Source organism: Novosphingobium sp. KACC 22771 (genome assembly GCF_028736195.1).
Taxonomy (GTDB): domain Bacteria; phylum Pseudomonadota; class Alphaproteobacteria; order Sphingomonadales; family Sphingomonadaceae; genus Novosphingobium.
In genome coordinates this window covers 2,972,892-2,990,985 of the sequence record NZ_CP117881.1, presented here as the reverse complement: position 1 = coordinate 2,990,985, position 18,094 = coordinate 2,972,892, and the positions used below count along the sequence as shown (strand labels likewise).

The 18,094-nt window shown below is 63.4% G+C and carries 14 protein-coding genes; 9 read left to right on the top strand and 5 right to left on the bottom strand.

What is annotated here, in order from left to right:
* Window positions 1-48: 48 nt before the first annotated feature.
* Together PQ467_RS13810 and PQ467_RS13805 are read right to left on the bottom strand one after the other, a co-directional pair.
* A complete protein-coding gene (locus PQ467_RS13810; RefSeq protein ID WP_274173954.1) occupies window positions 49-831 on the bottom strand; it encodes a succinate dehydrogenase iron-sulfur subunit in 783 nt (260 codons plus the stop codon).
* 222 nt (window positions 832-1,053) lie between these two features.
* On the bottom strand, window positions 1,054-3,840 hold the full coding sequence (locus tag PQ467_RS13805; RefSeq protein WP_274173953.1) for an Rne/Rng family ribonuclease: 2,787 nt from the start codon (window positions 3,838-3,840) through the stop codon (window positions 1,054-1,056).
* Between the two features lie 802 nt (window positions 3,841-4,642).
* Between PQ467_RS13805 and PQ467_RS13800 the strand changes: the two genes are divergently transcribed.
* Both PQ467_RS13800 and PQ467_RS13795 read left to right on the top strand, forming a co-directional pair.
* The gene (locus tag PQ467_RS13800; RefSeq protein ID WP_274173952.1) at window positions 4,643-5,716 is read left to right on the top strand and encodes an N-acetylmuramoyl-L-alanine amidase family protein; all 1,074 of its coding nucleotides are present in this window, start codon (window positions 4,643-4,645) and stop codon (window positions 5,714-5,716) included.
* Window positions 5,717-5,870: 154 nt separating this feature from the next.
* Entirely contained in the window at window positions 5,871-8,354 is a 2,484-nt protein-coding gene (locus tag PQ467_RS13795; protein ID WP_274176164.1) for a penicillin-binding protein 1A, read from the top strand.
* Window positions 8,355-8,366: 12 nt separating this feature from the next.
* Here PQ467_RS13795 and PQ467_RS13790 read toward each other — a convergent pair whose 3' ends face one another.
* Both PQ467_RS13790 and PQ467_RS13785 read right to left on the bottom strand, forming a co-directional pair.
* Window positions 8,367-9,107 (bottom strand): metallophosphoesterase family protein, encoded by a 741-nt coding sequence (locus tag PQ467_RS13790; protein ID WP_274173951.1) that lies wholly within the window; start codon window positions 9,105-9,107, stop codon window positions 8,367-8,369.
* Window positions 9,108-9,122: 15 nt separating this feature from the next.
* Window positions 9,123-9,965, bottom strand: a complete 843-nt coding sequence (locus PQ467_RS13785; protein WP_274173950.1) for an SGNH/GDSL hydrolase family protein — start codon at window positions 9,963-9,965, stop codon at window positions 9,123-9,125.
* Window positions 9,966-10,084: 119 nt separating this feature from the next.
* On the opposite strand from PQ467_RS13785, the gene PQ467_RS13780 reads away from it, so the two are divergent.
* The 5 genes from PQ467_RS13780 (at window position 10,085) to PQ467_RS13760 (ending at window position 15,323) form a co-directional block, all read left to right on the top strand.
* Window positions 10,085-10,642 (top strand): peroxiredoxin, encoded by a 558-nt coding sequence (locus PQ467_RS13780; RefSeq protein WP_274173949.1) that lies wholly within the window; start codon window positions 10,085-10,087, stop codon window positions 10,640-10,642.
* Window positions 10,643-11,048: 406 nt separating this feature from the next.
* Window positions 11,049-12,176: a peptide chain release factor 2 gene (prfB, locus tag PQ467_RS13775; RefSeq protein ID WP_274173948.1), complete on the top strand. Its 1,128-nt coding sequence runs from the start codon at window positions 11,049-11,051 to the stop codon at window positions 12,174-12,176.
* Window positions 12,176-13,096 carry a class A beta-lactamase gene (gene bla, locus PQ467_RS13770; RefSeq protein WP_274173947.1) on the top strand — a complete coding sequence of 307 codons (921 nt, stop codon included), beginning with the start codon at window positions 12,176-12,178 and terminating at the stop codon, window positions 13,094-13,096. Before prfB ends, bla begins: the two co-directional genes overlap by 1 nt.
* A 179-nt stretch (window positions 13,097-13,275) precedes the next feature.
* Window positions 13,276-14,682, top strand: coding sequence for an NAD(P)H-dependent flavin oxidoreductase (locus PQ467_RS13765; RefSeq protein WP_274173946.1), 1,407 nt, complete (start codon window positions 13,276-13,278; stop codon window positions 14,680-14,682).
* Between the two features lie 146 nt (window positions 14,683-14,828).
* The gene (locus PQ467_RS13760; protein ID WP_274173945.1) at window positions 14,829-15,323 is read left to right on the top strand and encodes an SH3 domain-containing protein; all 495 of its coding nucleotides are present in this window, start codon (window positions 14,829-14,831) and stop codon (window positions 15,321-15,323) included.
* A 319-nt stretch (window positions 15,324-15,642) separates the two neighbouring features.
* On the opposite strand, the gene PQ467_RS13755 is transcribed toward PQ467_RS13760, so the two are convergent.
* Window positions 15,643-16,836 (bottom strand): thiolase family protein, encoded by a 1,194-nt coding sequence (locus tag PQ467_RS13755; protein ID WP_274173944.1) that lies wholly within the window; start codon window positions 16,834-16,836, stop codon window positions 15,643-15,645.
* 312 nt (window positions 16,837-17,148) lie between these two features.
* On the opposite strand from PQ467_RS13755, the gene PQ467_RS13750 reads away from it, so the two are divergent.
* Both PQ467_RS13750 and PQ467_RS13745 read left to right on the top strand, forming a co-directional pair.
* Window positions 17,149-17,535 (top strand): NADH-quinone oxidoreductase subunit A, encoded by a 387-nt coding sequence (locus tag PQ467_RS13750; RefSeq protein WP_274173943.1) that lies wholly within the window; start codon window positions 17,149-17,151, stop codon window positions 17,533-17,535.
* On the top strand, window positions 17,532-18,086 hold the full coding sequence (locus tag PQ467_RS13745) for a NuoB/complex I 20 kDa subunit family protein (RefSeq protein ID WP_274173942.1): 555 nt from the start codon (window positions 17,532-17,534) through the stop codon (window positions 18,084-18,086). The genes PQ467_RS13750 and PQ467_RS13745 overlap by 4 nt, the downstream gene beginning before the upstream one ends.
* The last annotated feature ends 8 nt before the right edge of the window (window positions 18,087-18,094 follow it).

Below are 18,094 nucleotides of genomic sequence, written 5' to 3'. Positions count from 1 at the left end.
CCGCCGGGCGGGAACCTGGCGGCGCTTTTTCGCTTCGAGGCCTTGGCCTCAGACGTGGCGCTCGGCCTGCATCTTCTTGATTTCGGCAATGGCGCGGGCGGGGCTCAGGCCCTTGGGGCACACATTGGCGCAGTTCATGATCGTGTGGCAGCGATAGAGGCGGAACGGATCTTCCAGTTCATCCAGACGCTCGCCGGTGAATTCGTCGCGGCTATCGGCCAGCCAGCGGTAGGCCTGAAGCAGGATCGCCGGGCCAAGGAACTTGTCGCTGTTCCACCAGTACGAAGGACACGAGGTCGAGCAGCAGGCGCACAGGATGCACTCATACAGGCCGTCGAGCTTTTCGCGCTGCTCGGGGCTCTGCAGGCGTTCCTTGCCCGAAGGCGTGGTCGAAACGGTCTGGAGCCAGGGGCGGATCGAGGCGTATTGCGCATAAAAATGCGTGAAGTCAGGGACGAGGTCCTTGATCACTTCCATATGCGGCAGCGGCGTGATGCGCACATTGCCCGAAAGATCCTCGATCGCGGTGGTGCAGGCAAGGCCGTTGCGGCCATTGATGTTCATCGCGCAGGAACCGCAGATGCCTTCACGGCACGAACGGCGGAAGGTCAGCGTCGAGTCCATCTCGTTCTTGATCTTGAGCAGCGCGTCGAGAACCATCGGGCCGCAAGCGTCGAGATCGATCTCGAACGTGTCATAACGGGGGTTTTCGCCGCTGTCGGGATCATAGCGATACACGGTGAATTTCTTCACCTTGGTCGCGCCCTCTGCCTTATGGACGGTGCCATTCTTGCTGATCTTGCTATTGGCGGGGAGGGAGAACTGGGCCATTTTCCGCTGCTTCCATCTCTGAACAGATTCTATGAGGGGCGCATAGCCCCCTGCTTGCCCGCCTGTCTAGTGCCTTGTTGTGCAGGAGCAAGCAGAGATTTTTGCACTGCGGCGAAAGTCGCAGGTTTAAGGCATGATCCGACCCGTCCAATTCGCGCCTCATGTAAAAAGCCGGGGAGCGCATGGCCCCCCGGCTTGATACTCTGGCAATGCCTTGGCGATTTACTCGCCGAAGGTGCGCTGCCACCAGCCACGGCGCGGCGAGGCCGAAGCGTCATCCTCGGCCGCAGGTGCGGTTTCGGCGGGGGCTTCAACCGGGGCTGCCTCGGCCACCTCAACCGGGGCGGCTTCGACAGCGGCTTCAGCCGGGGCGGCATCGGCCTTCTTGCGGCGAACGCGCTTGGGCTTGGCCGGAGCTTCCTCGGCCACCTCAACCGGAGCGGCTTCCACAGGGGCTTCAGCCGGGGCGGCATCGGCCTTCTTGCGGCGAACGCGCTTGGGCTTGGCGGGGGCCTCCTCGGCCGCCTCAACCGGAGCGGCTTCCACAGGGGCTTCGGCCGGGGCGGCATCGGCCTTCTTGCGGCGAACGCGCTTGGGCTTGGCGGGGGCTTCCTCGGCAACGGGCTCTGCAGGAGCAATCACCGCCTCGGCCACCGGCTCTACGACGGCTGCGACCATCGGTTCGGCCGCCACTTCAGCGGCCACCGGCGCTTCGGCTTCAACCGCCGGGGCGGCATCGGCTTCGTCATCGCCCGCTTCGGCCTGTTCCTCGGCGGTGCCTTCTTCGCCTTCGCCGCGGCTGCGGCTGCGACGACGCTTGCGGCGACGGCGCTTGCGCGGACCTTCGTCGCCCGCTTCGGCGGTTTCGGTCTGAGCCTCGGCATCGCCTTCGGTCTCGTCGCCTTCCTCGCCTTCCTCGCCCTCAACCGGCTCGGCGCCCTCGGTGGTCACGCCTTCCTCGGCGGTGCCATCCTCGCGACGATCACGGCCGCGACCACGGCGGCGCTTGCGGCGCTTGCGGCGGCTGTCGGCGCTTTCGCCCCCGGTTTCGCCTTCAACGGCTTCTTCGGCTTCTTCCTCGATCTCGTCCTCAAAGTCCTCTTCCGGCAGGTCTTCGAGGTCTTCCTCCAGCACCAGCGGCTCGAACTTGGGCACGAATTCGTTGCGCGGACCCGACGAGACGACGCGCATCTTGGCGCCTTCATTCTCGCCCTCGGGGATCACTTCGACCGAGACGCCATAGCGATGCTCGATCTCGCCCAGGTCAATGCGCTTGGCATTGAGCAGGTAGATCGAGGCTTCCTGGCTGGCGAACAGGGTGATGATCGTGCCCTTGCCCTTGGCGGCCTCTTCCTCGATCAGGCGCAGCGCCGACAGGCCCGCAGACCCGGCGGTGCGCACCAGACCCGTGCCGTCGCAATGCGGGCACGAACGGGTGGTGGCCTCCAGAACGCCCGTGCGCAGGCGCTGGCGGCTCATTTCCATCAGGCCGAAGGACGAGATGCGGCCCACCTGAATGCGCGCGCGGTCGTTCTTCAACGCTTCCTTCATGGCCTTCTCGACCTTGCGGACGTTCGAGCCATATTCCATGTCGATGAAGTCGATCACGACCAGACCGGCCATGTCGCGCAGGCGGAGCTGGCGGGCGATTTCGCGCGCGGCTTCAAGGTTGGTGGCCACTGCCGTCTGCTCGATGCCATGCTCCTTGGTGGAGCGGCCCGAGTTGATGTCGATCGACACCAGCGCCTCGGTCGGGTTGATGACGATATAGCCGCCCGACTTCAACTGAACCACCGGATCATACATCGCGGTCAACTGATCCTCGGCGCCAAAGCGCTGGAACAGGGGGACCGGGTCGGCATAATGCTTCACCCGGCGCGCATGGCTGGGCATCAGCAGTTTCATGAAGTCACGCGCCGCGCGATAGCCGTCGTCGCCCTCGACGATCACTTCCTCGATGTCGCGGTTATAAATGTCGCGGATCGCGCGCTTGATCAGGTCGCTGTCCGAATGGATCAGCGCGGGCGCGGCGGATTTCAGCGTGTTTTCGCGGATATCGTCCCACAGACGGGCCAGATAGTCGAAGTCGCGCTTGATTTCGGTCTTGGTGCGCTGAAGCCCTGCCGTGCGCACGATGCAGCCCATGCTCTTGGGCAGGTCCATTTCGGCGATGATGGTCTTCAAACGCTTGCGGTCGGCAAAGCTGCTGATCTTGCGCGAGATGCCGCCGCCATGGCTGGAATTGGGCATCAGCACGCAATAGCGGCCCGCCAGCGACAGGTACGAGGTCAGCGCCGCGCCCTTGTTGCCGCGCTCTTCCTTCACGACCTGAACCAGCAGCACCTGACGGCGGTGGATCACGTCCTGGATCTTGTAGCGGCGGCGCAGCGCCATGCGCTTGGCGCGCAGTTCTTCGGCTTCCTTGGCGTGGCTGGCGTTGCGCCCGCCCTGACGGCGGCCGCGACGGCCCCGGCGCTCGTTGCCTTCCTCGTTCTCCGAGGCTTCCTCGGCTTCATGCTCGCCGTCAAAGCCGTCTTCGACATGGCCCGCCTCGATGGTGGCCACGCTGTTCTTTTCCGAGGTATCGACCTCGATCAGCGAACCGGTTTCCTCGACGCCGCCGCCCGCGAAATCGTCGGCCAGCCCTTCGCCCAGTTCATCGTCGCCAACGAAGTCTTCCTCACCCTCGGCCACAGCGCGCAGCGCGGCTTCTTCCTCGGCGTGGGCCGCCTCTTCGGCCAGCAGCGCCTCGCGGTCTTCCTTGGGGATCTGGTAATAATCGGGGTGAATTTCGCTAAAAGCGAGGAAACCGTGGCGGTTGCCCCCGAAATCAACAAAGGCGGCCTGAAGCGACGGCTCGACGCGCGTCACCTTGGCCAGATAGATATTACCCTTGATCTGCTTGTGATCGGCAGAATCAAAGTCGAATTCTTCAATACGGTTGCCCTTGAGCACCGCCACCCGGGTTTCTTCCGAGTGGCGCGCATCGATCAGCATGCGCGTTGACATTATGATTTCTCCAGCCGCGCGCGGTCCGGGCTGTGCCCAGCGGCGAAAGGCCCGGCAATGGGGCGCGGCAATTGTGGTGGTGTTCGCGCGGGGGCGTTGCATATGGCCTTGTTGGAGCCGCGTCCGCCTGCGCGAGGATCGACAGGCCTGGTGCGCTTGTCGCGCGCCGGGCATGAGTGGAAAGGCCGGAGGCGCCATCAGGGCCGCCGGCGTTTTTCGTGTCTGCAAGGCAGGGGAGGCGCCGCGAAATGCTGCGCGCGCCGATGGCATGCTGCTTCATCGAAACGGAACCGGCGGCTTCTGAACCAGAAATCGCGGGTTGCTTCATGGAATGCGACCAAATTGTCGTGAAGCGATCGGCCATCGACAAGTCTTCCGCCCACGCCGCAAAGCCGCCTTGCGGCTGCGGATTTTGGGACGGAACACAACTCATCATACCTGCATCAACCTGTACGTCCGGCCAGAAAACGACCGGGGCCAAGGGCAGGTTTTATCGCGCTTCCCTTTTGCTTGGCCCGGCCATATTGGCGGGCGGCGATGCCTTGGGGTGGACACGCCAGCGGACCTTTTGTGGTTTGTGCGGGCGGGGCCTGAAAAAGGCAGGGGCGCGGGGAATAGACTGCCCCCGGTCTTTCCCTGCTAGCACCCCTTGTCTTTCCGGGCAAGTTCCATGCGATGCGTGATTCTACCCTTTTTTGGCGGGCCTGCGGCAATTAATACCAACGCGGTGTTAACCCCATTGCGCCGATAAGGGGCAAAGTTTACCACGCCCTTCGCCCCGATGGACCCACAGCGCCGCGCAATGTCCCAAACCTTTTCCGATCCTGATGTCCCGCCGATGGATCTCCTGCCGCCGGATCACGGGGGCGCGGCGGACGAGCCGCCCCGGCGCACGCTCGGCCTGCTGATCTTTGCGCTGTTCGCGCCTCTGCTGTTGCTGGTGGCGATGCTGTTGATGGACGGGTGGATGGGCGCGCCGGGTTTTACCCGCGATTATGTGGTGCGCTTTGACCTGCCGCCGCCCGGCGCGATGGCGGCTCTGCCCGAAATTGCCGGGCCCAATGATCCGCGCAGCCCGCTGGTGGTGATCGATGCCGGGCATGGCGGGCATGATCCGGGCGCGCATGGCGAACATGCGGCGGAAAAGGACCTGACCCTCTCGCTGGCCCTGGCTCTGCGCCAGCGGCTTTTGGAGGTGGGCGGCATTCGCGTGGCCATGACGCGCACGGATGATCGCTATCTCCTGCTTGAGGAGCGCTCGGGCATTGCGCGGCGGTTGAAGGCGGATCTGTTCATTTCGATCCACGCCGACAGCGCCGATACGCCCGGCGCCCATGGCGCGACCGTTTACACCCTGTCCGACCGGGGCAGCAGCCAGGAGGCCGAGCATCTGGCCGCTTCGGAAAACCGCGCCGATACGGTCAATGGCGTGTCGCTGGCCAATACCAGCAGCTCGGTCTCGGCCATTCTGGTGGATCTTTCACAGCGCCATGCGGCGGAAATGTCGACCGGCTTTGCCCGCCTGATCCTGCGCGAGGGGCAGGCAGGAGAAGGTGAGGGTGGCGATGGGCGCGCGCGAATCGATTTTCGCGAACGCGCGATCCAATCAGCCGCCTTTGTGGTGCTCAAGGCGCCCGATGTGCCCTCGGTTCTGTATGAGGCGGGCTATATTTCCAACGCCGATGATGCCGCGCGCCTGTCCTCGCCCGGTGGGCGCCGCGACTTTGCCCATGCCACGGCGCAGGCGATCCGCGTTTACTTTGCCCGCCAGCGTGAAACGCCCATCGAGGGTGAGGCAGCCGGCCAAAACGAAACGCCCGCACCGGCCCAAACGCCGATACCGGGCGAGACGCTTGGCGCGCTTGCAGCACCTTAACCGCTGGCAAAACCCTGCCCGCCCATGCTAGGGGCGCAAATCTATGGCGCCCAGCGATCCTTCACAGCCCGGTTCTGATCCGAACAACTCGCCCGATCAGAATGAAAACTCCCACCTGCGCATCCGCCGTCAGGCGGGGGGCGTATGGCGCCGGATGGTGGCGCGCCCGCTTGCTGTGCTGGGGCCGGTGGCGGGGCGTTTTGGCGCGTGGTTTCGTGCCCGCTGGCAAAGCGGGCGGTTGTTTCGCATCGGCGCGCTGCTGCTTGGTCTGGGGCTGGCCTTCTGGCTGCTGCTCTATGTGACGGTGCTGCGCACGCTGCCGTCGGCCGAGACTTTGCTGACCTATCAGCCGCCGCTGCCCACGATGGTGCGCGGCAATGATGGCGGCATCGTCTATTCCTATGCCCGCGAGCGGCGCGTCCAATTGCGCTATGTCGATTTTCCCCGGCAATTGGTGAATGCGTTCCTGTCGGCCGAGGACAAGAATTTCTTCCATCACGGCGGGGTCGATTTCATCGGTCTGGGTCAGGCGGTGGTCGATTACGCGCTGAAATACGGCAGTGGCGAACGTGCGCGCGGCGGCTCGACCATTACCCAGCAGGTGGCCAAGAACATCCTGATCGGCGATGAATATTCGGTCAGCCGCAAGCTCAAGGAAATGATCGTCGCCTTCCGCATCGAGGGCGTGCTGAACAAGCAGCAGATCCTTGAGCTTTACCTCAACGAAATTCCGCTGGGTCGTCAGAGCTTTGGCGTACAGGCCGCGGCCCGCGCCTATTTCGGCAAGGACGTGGACAAGCTGGAGCTGCACGAGGCGGCCTTCCTCGCCATCCTGCCCAAGGCGCCCGAGGTTTATGGCCGCGCCAAATTCGCCGAAAAGGCGATTGCGCGCCGCAACTGGGTGCTGGACCAGATGGTCAAGAACGGCGCCGTCGACGCGGCCACCGCCGCCAATGCCAAGGCGCAGCCGCTGGGCCTGATCCAGCGCCGGGTGGAAACCTATGACCCGTCGGTCGGCTATTTCGTTGAGGAAGTGCGCCGCCAGTTGATCGCCAAGTATGGCGAAAACGCCGAAGACGGCCCCAACAGCGTCTATGCGGGCGGGCTGTGGGTGCGCACATCGCTCGATTCCGAACTTCAGAAGGCGGCGCAGGAAGCGCTGCGCGGGGGCTTGCTGCGCTATTCGGCGGGCAAAGGGTGGCATGGGCCGATCGCCCATATCGACCTTGATCCCGACCATTGGCAGAGCCAATTGATCGGCTTGAACAAGACGATAGCCTACAAGGACTGGCGCGTCGGCGTGGTCCTGCGGCGCGGAGGAAATGGCCAGATCGGCTTCACCGACGGCAGCACCGCGGCGCTGACGGGGCTGGTGGATCAGGTCCGCGTGGGCGATGTGGTCACGGCCGCGCCGGTCAGCACGGGCGTCTATGGCTTGCGCCTGCTGCCCGGCGTTGGCGGCGGCATGATGGTGGAACAGCCCGGCACCGGGCGCGTGCTGGCCGTGGCGGGCGGGTTTGACGACGGGCTGGACAGTTTCAACCGCGCCACCCAAGCCCAGCGCCAGCCCGGCTCGACCATCAAGCCCTTTGTTTATGCCACCGGCCTCGACAATGGCATGACGCCGGCCAGCATGGTCGCGGACCAGCCCTTCTGCGTCTATCAGGGCGCCAATCTGGGCGAAAAATGCTTCCGCAACTTTGACAGCCGGGGCATGGGCGGCATCCACACGATGCGCTGGGGCCTTGAACAGTCGCGCAACCTGATGACGGTCCACATCGCCAATGATGTGGGCATGGACAAGGTGGTCAAGACCTTTGCCAATATGGGCATCGGCAAATATCCGCCCTATTTCGGCTTTGCGCTGGGGGCGGGGGAAACCACCGTGGCCCAGATGGTCAATGCCTATTCGGCGCTGGCGGCAAACGGGGTTCAGCATCAGCAGACCTTTGTGGACTTCATTCAGGACCGCAACGGCAAGGTCGTGTGGCGCGCGGACGAGCGCGCCTGCAACGGCTGCAACATGCCCGATTGGGATGGCAAACCGATGCCGCGCTTTGCCCCGCGCGGGCATCAGGTGATGGATGCGCGCACGGCCTATCAGACCGTCCATATGCTCGAAGGCGTAGTGCAGCGCGGTACAGCGGTGACTTTGCGCGATCTGGGGCTGCCTCTGTTCGGCAAGACGGGCACGACCACCGGGCCGACCAATGTGTGGTTTGTGGGCGGTTCGCCCAAGATCGTCGGCGGTGTCTATATCGGCTATGACCAGCCCAAATCGCTGGGCGGTTATGCGCAAGGCGGCACCTATGCCGCGCCGATCTTCAAGCAATTCGTGCAATTGACGAAAACGCGCTGGGATCACACGCCTTTTGTCGCGCCGCCGGGCATCCGCATGATGAAGATCAGCCGCGCCACCGGCCAGCGTGTGTTTGGCGGCACGCCGGGCGATGATCCCAAGGCCGAGGTCATCTGGGAAGCCTTCAAGCCCGAGACCGAGCCGCAGCGCGTGGGCCGTCAGGAACAGGTCGCGGCCAAGCGCAGCGAGTTGCTCGACGCGATCCGGCGCGGGTTTGACGCTTTGGGCGGGCGCGTGTTCCAGCACGGCGATGGCGAGGATGTGGTGGTCGAGCAGTAAGGCTCGCGGCAATCAGCCCATCTTGCCCGTGCGAAGGGCGCGCGCCCATCCGGCGCGGCCCATCGCCTCGGCCCGCCGCGCCGCGCTTTCATGGTCATAGGCCACCGCATGCAGCGTGACATGCCAGCGCCCATCGGCCCATTCGGCGCTGAGATAGCGGGCATCGGGCGTGCCGGTTTCCACCACATGCCATGATGGCACATCATCCTCATAGGCGGGCAGGCCGACGCTGCCCGCATTGGCGATCTGGCGCCCATCGGGCAGAGTAACGGCTCGCGGCATATGCGTATGGCCGCAGAGCGTCAGCGCATGGTGGCTGGCGTGGGGCAGGATTTCCTCAAGGGTGGATTCGCGCATCCGCCCGCCTGCACCCTCGCGGCGGCGGTGGAGCCAGTAGGTGTCGTCGCTATGCGGCGTGGCGTGGCACAGCAAGACATCACCGGGCCATTCCATTTTGGGCGGCAGGGTCGCCATCCATGCGCGAATGTCATCATCGATGGCGGCATGGGCGGCGGCATCGGTCGGACCCATCCGGGCCGGGTCGATGGTCAGCAATTGCCGCTCATGATTGCCCGCCAGCGTGGGCCACTTCAGCGCCATCAGCCTTTGCGCCGTTTCGCGCGGCCAGAGCGGGCCGGACAGGGAATCGCCCAGATTGACCACCTGCGTGATTCCCCGCGCAGCGATGTCGGCAATCACCGCTTCGAGCGCGGGCAGATTGCCGTGAATGTCGGAAACGGCGGCGAAACGCATCCTAACGCGCGCGCCCTAACGCGCCTTCCATGCCGCCTCGATCAGCGCGGCGGCGGCGGCCATCCCGGCCTGATTGGGGTGGTAATTGACCCCGTCCTTTTTTGCCAGATCGGGGTTGCCGCCATTGGACCATGGCGCCGCGCCGCAAATGCCGTGATCCGCCGAGGCACGATCCAGCGCCACCGTGCGGGCAAAGGCGCGATAGGGCCGCACCGAGGCTTCGGTAATGGCGCTGAGCGTTGCGGCGATGGGGCGGATCTGGGCCACATCATCGTCCGACAGGCCGGTGGCGGGGCAATTGCCGGTGGCGGGCATCAGCGAGAAATATTGCACGATCAGCACCCGCGCCTTGGGCGAGCGCTGGTGGATGGTGGCGATCATGCGGTCCATGTCGGCGGCCAGCTTGGCCTTGGCCTCCTGCGTCAACGGCGCGAAAGGCGTGCAACCGTTGGGGAAATAGCGGGCCCGCTCCGCCTCGCCCAGCGCCGGGCAGCGCAATTTGCCGATGGCGGTCATATAACCCAGATCATTGCCGCCGATCGTCACCGTCACCAGCCGCGTATCGGCGTCCAAAGCATCGACCTGTGCGGGCAAATCATTCCACGGCCCCAGAATATGCGCGGTGGTCGCCCCGCTGCACGAGACGTCCTTCAATTCCAGACCGGCCTTTTGCGCAAATATATGCGCGGCATTGCTGGCCGAGCGGGCGCAGCGATTGGGCGGCGTGTCAGCGCTTTGGCCGATGTTGGGGCCTGCGGCATAGGAACTGCCCATGGCGACATAGGGCGCGCCCGCAAAGGCGGCGGCGGGCAGGAACGCAGGGGCGAGCGAGAGCGCGAGCAGAGCTGGATTTTTCATGGGGCGCAGGATTTGCCGATTATCGCCCCGCTGGCAAGCCATCGCCTGCCTGTCGCGCGTCGGACCCGCCCCTTCGTCCCTCTGGACAGCGGCGGGTAATGGGCACATTCTGCCCAGCCATGAAGAAGCTGAGCCTCCTGTTCGCCCCTGTGCTGGCCGCTGTTGCCGTCGGCGCTCTGTTGTCCACCACGGCGCGGGCCGAACTGGCGGTGGGAGCCGCCGCTCCGGCCTTTGTCACGCAAGGCGCCAAGGCCGGAAAACCCTTCACTTTCGACCTGAAACAGGCGCTGAAAAAGGGGCCTGTCGTCGTTTATTTCTATCCCAAGGCTTTCACCAAGGGCTGCACGCTGGAGGCTCATGCCTTTGCCGAGGCCAGTGATGATTTTGCCAAGGCGGGCGCGATGGTGATCGGTATGTCGGCCGACGATCTGCCCACGCTGGAAAAGTTTTCGACGATGGAATGCCGCGACAAGTTTCCCGTGGCGATTGCGGACGCGGCGATCATCAAGAATTATGACGTGGCGCTCTCCATTTTGGGGATTTCCGCATCGGTGACCAAGCGCACATCCTATGTCATCGGGACCGACGGCAAGATCAAGCTGGCCTATACCGACATGGACTACAAGGATCACGTGTCCAAGACGCTGGCTGCGGTGCAGGGCCTGGCCAGGCATTGATGGCAGGGCCGGGCTATGGGGCAACGCGGGGGGATTAACCTCTGCGGGCCCGGCCATCCCGTTTTGGGACTTTTGCATTGTGCAAATGGGTGTGCGGCGCATCTTGGGCCATAGTAAATTTGCGCCTGATTTTCCGGCGTTTGAACTTTTTCGATTGGCCAAGGAAGCGCGCCATGATGCGAAACCTGCTGAACAACCCGATGCTGCGTACATCGGTGATATCCCTGATGATGCTGGCCCCGCTGATCGCTCCGCACGGGCGTTGATGGGCGCAATCCCATCGGCCGTGCCGGATAAGGGCCATCGGCCGGGCCGAATAAGGCGGGGCGTTCTGACGCTTTCCCTTTACTTTCCCCTCAATCCGGCTAACGCGCCGTGGTTTGGATAAAAGACAAGGGTAAAGACCATGCGTGCCGAAGGGCAGGCCCATATTGACCGGATCGAGGCAGCTTTGGCGCTGGTCCGCAAGTTTCTCGATTGGGAGCGCGCGCTGCGCCGCTTTGACGAGTTGAACGCGCGCGTCGAGGACCCCAAGCTATGGGACAATCCCAAGGAAGCCGAAGCGGTGATGAAGGAACGTCGCCGCCTTGAGGCCAGCATCGGCGCGGTCAACGAGATCAGCGCGGAAATGCGCGATGCGATCGAGTTCATCGAACTGGGCGAGGTCGAGGACGATGAGGCCACCGTTGCGGAAGGTCTCTCGACTCTGGCCGCTCTGGCCGAGCGCGCGGATCGCGACAAGGTGCAAGCGCTGCTGGCCGGTGAGGCCGACGGCATGGACACCTATATCGAAATCCATGCGGGCGCAGGCGGCACCGAATCGCAGGATTGGGCCTCGATGCTGCTGCGCATGTACACGCGCTGGGCGGAAAAGCGGGGCTTCAAGGTTGACCTGATCGAGTTTCAGGCGGGCGATACGGCGGGCATCAAAAGCGCGACCATCCTGTGCAAGGGTGAGAACGCCTATGGCTATGCCAAGACCGAGAGCGGCGTCCATCGTCTGGTCCGCATCAGCCCCTATGACAGCAGCGCGCGGCGCCACACCTCGTTCAGCTCGGTTTGGGTCTATCCGGTGATCGACGACAGTTTCACCATCGAGATCAACCCGGCCGATCTGAAGATCGATACCTATCGCGCGTCGGGTGCCGGTGGTCAGCACGTGAACACGACCGACTCGGCCGTGCGTATCACCCACGTGCCCAGCGGCATTATTGTGGCCTCGCAGATCGACCGCAGCCAGCACAAGAACCGCGAAACCGCGATGAACATGCTCAAGGCGCGCTTGTACGAAGCCGAAATGCAGCGCCGCGAGGAAGCGGCCAATGCCGAGCACGCCTCCAAGAGCGACATCGGCTGGGGTCACCAGATCCGCTCCTATGTGCTTCAGCCCTATCAGATGGTGAAGGATCTGCGCACCGGCGTGACCAGCCCGACGCCTGCCGATGTGCTGGACGGTGATCTGGACGCATTTATGGCCGCGGCCCTCTCTCAGCGCGTGACGGGCGAAAAGGTCAGCGTCGAGGACGTGGATTGATGACGCCTGTGCTGGGGCGCCGGCATTTTATGAGCGGCGCTCTGGCGGCGGGTTTCTTGGGCGTCTCGCCGGTTTGGGCCTTGCCGCCCGTGCGTCGGCAATGGGTGCTTCAGGCCGGGCGCGACATTGAGCGGCAATCGGGCGGGCGCATGGGCTTTGCTGTCGCTTTGGCTTCGGGCGAAACCGTGAACTGGCGCGGCCATGAGCGCTTTGCATTTTGCTCTTCCTTCAAGCTGAGCCTGGCTGCGCTGATGCTTTCCGGCGCGGAAAAGGGCGAGTGGCGGCTTGATGAAAAGCTGCAATTTGGTCCGCCCGATGTCCTGAGCAATTCGCCCGCGCTTCAGGCGCGGCTTTCCCAAGGCGTCATCTCGATTGAGGACGCGGCCGAGGCGGTGCAGAAGCAGTCCGACAATGGCGCGGCCAATCTGTTGATGCGGCGGATCGGCGGGTATGATCGGGTCAACCGGTTCTGGCGCGGCCTTGGCGATACGGTCAGCAGGCTCGATGATTACGAAACGGCGCTCAATCGTGTCCCGCCGGGCGGCTTGCGCAATACCACCACCCCTATGGCGATGGCGGGCAATCTCTTAAAGATGTTTCGGCAGGATGCCTTGTCGCCGGTTGTGGCCGACAGGTTGAAGGGCTGGATGCATGAGACCACTACCGGGTCCAAACGTCTGCGTGCGGGCTTTCCCGCGGGCTGGTGGGCGGGCGACAAGACCGGGACGGGCCTGCCTGCGGACATTCGCGGCACCTATGTTGATCTGGCCTGGGTTGAGCCGCCCCGGCATGCGCCTTTTGCCGTGGCGGCTTTTTACAACCCGCCAAAGCCCACGCCCGATGGCGATTCGCACGCCGAGGAGCTGTTGGCGCAGGTTGGGCGGATTGTTGCGCAGGCCATTGTGCCGCAAGGAAAATGAGGCAAAATACAGACGAGCTATGCGGATTTTAGTCGCATGCTTGGCTGAAAGGTTTATGAACGCTATTTGAACATTTGGAAGGTCCGGTCGCCCCGATCGGATCTTCCGGGGCCGCAGGGGAGGGGGAGGGTGCTTCTCTTTCTGCGGTGTGTCGGGGTTTGTGGTGAAAGTTACAGGCAATGAGTTTCAAGGGTTTGCAGCCGATCCTTTATGGTGGTCGTGAGGTTTGGCCGCTGGTGGAAGGCGGCAAGGGCGTGGCGGCGACAAATCATGCCAGCTCGGGCGCGTGGGCCGCTGCGGGTGGCATCGGCACGGTCAGCGCGGTTAACGCCGACAGCTATGATCCCGAAGGCAAGATCATCCCCCAGATCTATCATGCGATGACCCGACAGGGGCGCCATGAGGAACTGATCCGCTATGCCATTGATGGCGCTGTGGAACAGGTGAAGCGCGCCTATGACATTGCCTCGGGGCGCGGGGCGATCAACATCAACGTCCTGTGGGAAATGGGCGGGGCGCAGCAGGTTCTCGAAGGCGTGCTCGAACGCACCAAGGGGTTGGTGACGGGCGTGACCTGTGGGGCGGGCATGCCGTACAAGCTTTCCGAGATCGCGGCGCGCTTCAATGTGCATTATCTGCCGATCGTGTCTTCGGGCCGCGCCTTCCGCGCGCTGTGGAAGCGGGCCTATCACAAGGTGGCCGAGCTGATGGCGGCGGTGGTCTATGAAGACCCCTGGCTGGCGGGCGGACACAACGGTCTGTCGAATGCGGAAGACCCGACCAAGCCGCAGGATCCTTATCCCCGGGTTAAGCAACTTCGCGAAACCATGCGCGCCGAGGGCGTGCCTGACAGCGTTCCCATCGTGATGGCGGGCGGCGTGTGGTTCCTGCGCGAATGGGAAAACTGGATTGATAATCCTGAACTTGGCCAGATCGTTTTCCAGTTCGGCACGCGTCCGCTGCTGACCGAGGAAAGCCCGATTCCGCAGGCGTGGAAGGACCACCTGCGCACGCTCGAACCGGGCGACGTGCTGCTGCACAAGTTTTCGCCCACGGGCTTCTATTCCTCGGCGGTCAAGAATCCTTTCCTGATGAGCCTGGTTGCGCGCAGCGAGCGCCAGATCCCCTATTCGAAGGTGGAAGCGGGCGATCACACGGTGCAGCTTGACGTGGGCGTAAAGGGCAAGAACTTCTGGGTGACGCCCTGCGACCGCGCCCGCGCGCATCAGTGGGTGAACGAGGGCTTTGTCGAGGCTCTGCGCACGCCCGACGACACGGTGATCTTCGTATCGAAGGCCGAGCGCGAGGAAATCCGCAAGGATCAGGCCGACTGCATGGGCTGCCTCTCGCATTGCGGTTTTTCCAGCTGGAAAGACCATGATGACTGGACCACGGGCCGCATGGCCGACCCGCGCAGCTTCTGCATCCAGAAGAGCCTGCAGAACATCGCCCATGGCGGCGACATCAACGAAAACCTGATGTTTGCCGGTCATGCGGCCTATCGCTTCAAGCAGGACCCGTTCTATTCGAACAACTTCACCCCCACGGTGAAGCAGTTGGTGGATCGCATCCTGACCGGCGATTGATCGGCCGGTTTCGCGCCCAAACCTGAATTGGCCCGGTCATGCACAGGCGTGACCGGGCTTTTTCGTGGCGGCTTATGCCCCGGCTTGCGGCGGATTGCATGGCGTGCACCTTGCCGCATGGGCGCCAAACTGGTTATAGATCGGTTATGTTGCATGAATTCTGGAATAAGCTTAGGCGGGCGGGCCTGATTGCGGGCGTGATGATCGGCACGATTTCGGCCAACCCGGCAGGGGCCGAGACGCCGCAATTTCCTGCATGGCGCTCGCTGCGCGATCCGGTGGTGAATATGCGCACCGGGCCGGGTGAGGATTACGCGATCCGTTTCGTCTATCGCCGCCAGTTCCTGCCTATCAAGGTTCTGCGCGTGTTTCAGGGCTGGTATCTGGTCGAAGACCCCGATGGCGCGCGCGGCTGGATGATGATGCGCTTTCTCAACAAGACGCCCACCGCGCTGATCCGCGGCAAGGGACCGGTGGAAATGCACGCCGGGCCGGGCGAGGGGACGCCGCTGTTGTGGAAACTGGCGCCGGGGCTGGTGGGGCGGCTGGGGCCCTGCAAAGACGGTTGGTGCCAGATGGATATTGATCGCCATGTGGGCTTTGTGCCTGAGGGGCGTTTGTGGGGGGCGGGGAAGCCTTGAAGGTTTAGGGATAGATGCGAGGGACTCGTCCCTCGCGCTCCCGTTACTGTCTGCGTTGTGGATCGGGTTCGGCGTTACGTGTCGGACGCGCCGTCCGAATTTTGAAAGCCTGCGGCGCGGTAAGATTTGAGTTCGCCGCGCCGCAGGCTTTCAAAGCATTCTGCCAAAGCGGCGCCCGCGATCATAACGCCACCCCAATAATGGGATTGCAAAGGGACCAGTCCCTTTGCCCGCCGGAGGCATTTATCCAAACCCGGCGCAAAAAAGAAGCGCCCCAACGTTCCCGTCAGAGCGCTCCCTTTAAACAATTGCCGGTGAATTAAACCAGTTCGACCGCCACAGCCGTACCTTCGCCGCCGCCGATGCAAAGCGCGGCCACGCCCTTCTTCAGCCCGCGCGCCTTGAGGGCCGCGATCAGAGTCACGAGGATGCGCGCGCCCGAACAGCCGATCGGGTGGCCCAGAGCGGTCGCGCCGCCGTTGACATTGACCTTGGCGTGATCGAGGCCGAGGTCGTGGATCGCGAACATGGCGACGCAGGCAAAGGCTTCGTTGACTTCGAACAGATCAACATCGGCAACGGTCCAGCCCGCCTTGTCGAGCGCCTTCTGGATCGCGCCGACCGGGGCCGTGGTGAACAGCTTGGGGTCATGCGCGTGCGCGGCAACGGCCTTGACGATGGCGACGGGCTTCGCGCCCTTGGCATCGGCCACGCTCTGGCGGGTCAGCACCATGGCCGCCGCGCCGTCCGAGATCGAGGAGGACGAGGCCGCCGTGATCGTGCCGTCCTTGGCAAAAGCGGGCTTGAGCGCCGGGATCTTGTCCGGGCGGCCCTTGCCGGGGGCTTCGTCGGTGTCGACAACGACTTCGCCAGCGCGGGTCTTGATCGTCACGGGGGCGATTTCGTCGGCAAAACGACCTTCTGCGACAGCCGCCTTCGCGCGGGCCAGCGATTCGATGGAATAGGCGTCCATGCCTTCGCGCGTCAGGCCGTAATCATTGGCGGTGACCTGCGCAAAGCTGCCCATGGCGGCGCCTTCATAGGCATCTTCGAGGCCGTCGAGGAACATGTGGTCATAGGCGGTGTCATGGCCGATGCGCGCGCCCGAGCGATGCTTTTTGAGCAGATAGGGCGCGTTGGTCATGCTTTCCATGCCGCCCGCGATGACGAAATCCACGCTGCCCGCCGCCAGCGCTTCGGAGGCCATGATGACGGTCTGCATGCCCGAGCCGCAGACCTTGTTGACGGTGGTGGCCTGAACCGACTTGGGCAGACCGGCCTTGATCACGGCCTGACGCGCGGGAGCCTGACCAAGCCCTGCGGGAAGCACGCAGCCCATATAGGCGCGCTCGATGTCCTCGCCCGCGATGCCGGAGCGTTCCACGGCGGCCTTGACGGCGGTGGCGCCCAGTTCGGTGGCGGACACGTCGGAGAGGCTGCCCTGCATCGCGCCCATCGGGGTGCGGGCGTAGGAAAGGATGACGATGGGATCAGCAGCGGAAATCTGTGCCATGAAACTAGGGCCCTCCGGTGTGTGAGGCGCGGCTTGCGCCTGATGCTGCAAGGCGCATGGGCGCCCGAGGTTACAGACGTGTTCGCGCCTGCCTTGACTATGAGATAGTGCCGCCGCGCAGCAAAGGCAATCGGGGATAGGTCCTAGGCGGAAAGTGGCGGAAATACGCAAAATTTACGCTATTGAGAAGCACTTGCAGATATTCTCGCAGGTTCTTTTCGCTCCTGCACAGTTTGGGACGAGAGGACACTTGCGCACCCCGGAAAGGGGGACTAGGGCCGCCAAAGATCAACTTAATATGCGAGTCAGCTCTTGATCGACCTGTCGCACTACCTGTCGAACTACCTTCCCATCCTGATCTTTCTCGGGATCGCGCTTGGTTTGTCTTCGGCCTTCGTCATTTTGCCCATTCTCGTGTCGCGCCTTACGGGTTCGTACAAGCCGGATGCTGACAAGCTTTCGGAATATGAATGCGGTTTCCCCGCCTTTGAAGAACCGCGCAGTCAGTTTGACGTGCGTTTCTATCTCGTGGCGATCCTCTTCATCATCTTCGATCTCGAAGCAGCTTTCCTGTTTCCCTGGGCGGTCAGCCTTAAGGAAACCGGCTGGGCCGGCTGGCTGACGATGATGGTGTTTCTGGCCGAACTCGTGATCGGCTATGCCTATGCGTGGAAGAAGGGAGCGTTGGACTGGGAATGAGTACAAATCCCTCCTTTGAACCGATCATGGCGGCCAACGGCAAGTTGGTCGCCCCCGATCAGGGTTTCTTTAACGACCTGTCGAGCGAAGTCTCCGACAAGGGCTTTCTGGTAACCAGCACCGAGGAGCTGTTTCAGTGGGCCCGTACCGGCTCGCTGTGGTGGATGACCTTTGGCCTGGCTTGCTGCGCTGTGGAAATGATCCACGTCAATATGCCGCGCTATGACATGGAGCGCTTCGGTGCTGCTCCGCGCGCATCGCCGCGCCAGTCGGACGTGATGATCGTGGCCGGCACGCTGTGCAACAAGATGGCCCCGGCGCTGCGCAAGGTCTATGACCAGATGTCGAACCCCAAGTATGTGATCTCGATGGGATCGTGTGCGAATGGTGGCGGCTATTACCACTATTCCTATTCGGTGGTGCGCGGATGCGATCGCATCGTGCCGGTTGACATCTATGTCCCCGGTTGCCCGCCGACCGCCGAAGCCTTGCTCTATGGCATCATGCAGCTGCAGCGGAAGATCCGCCGCGTCGGCACCATCGAGCGTTGAGGGAGGGA

Coding starts and splice junctions, on each gene's coding strand:
- PQ467_RS13805 (WP_274173953.1), bottom strand. CDS start 3,840: ATGTCAACGCGCATGCTGATCGATGCGCGCCACTCGGAAGAAACCCGG.
- PQ467_RS13800 (WP_274173952.1), top strand. CDS start 4,643: ATGTCCCAAACCTTTTCCGATCCTGATGTCCCGCCGATGGATCTCCTG.
- PQ467_RS13790 (WP_274173951.1), bottom strand. CDS start 9,107: ATGCGTTTCGCCGCCGTTTCCGACATTCACGGCAATCTGCCCGCGCTC.
- PQ467_RS13745 (WP_274173942.1), top strand. CDS start 17,532: ATGAGTACAAATCCCTCCTTTGAACCGATCATGGCGGCCAACGGCAAG.
- PQ467_RS13810 (WP_274173954.1), bottom strand. CDS start 831: ATGGCCCAGTTCTCCCTCCCCGCCAATAGCAAGATCAGCAAGAATGGC.
- PQ467_RS13795 (WP_274176164.1), top strand. CDS start 5,871: ATGGTGGCGCGCCCGCTTGCTGTGCTGGGGCCGGTGGCGGGGCGTTTT.
- PQ467_RS13755 (WP_274173944.1), bottom strand. CDS start 16,836: ATGGCACAGATTTCCGCTGCTGATCCCATCGTCATCCTTTCCTACGCC.
- PQ467_RS13785 (WP_274173950.1), bottom strand. CDS start 9,965: ATGAAAAATCCAGCTCTGCTCGCGCTCTCGCTCGCCCCTGCGTTCCTG.
- bla (WP_274173947.1), top strand. CDS start 12,176: ATGACGCCTGTGCTGGGGCGCCGGCATTTTATGAGCGGCGCTCTGGCG.
- PQ467_RS13760 (WP_274173945.1), top strand. CDS start 14,829: ATGTTGCATGAATTCTGGAATAAGCTTAGGCGGGCGGGCCTGATTGCG.
- prfB (WP_274173948.1), top strand. CDS start 11,049: ATGCGTGCCGAAGGGCAGGCCCATATTGACCGGATCGAGGCAGCTTTG.
- PQ467_RS13780 (WP_274173949.1), top strand. CDS start 10,085: ATGAAGAAGCTGAGCCTCCTGTTCGCCCCTGTGCTGGCCGCTGTTGCC.
- PQ467_RS13765 (WP_274173946.1), top strand. CDS start 13,276: ATGAGTTTCAAGGGTTTGCAGCCGATCCTTTATGGTGGTCGTGAGGTT.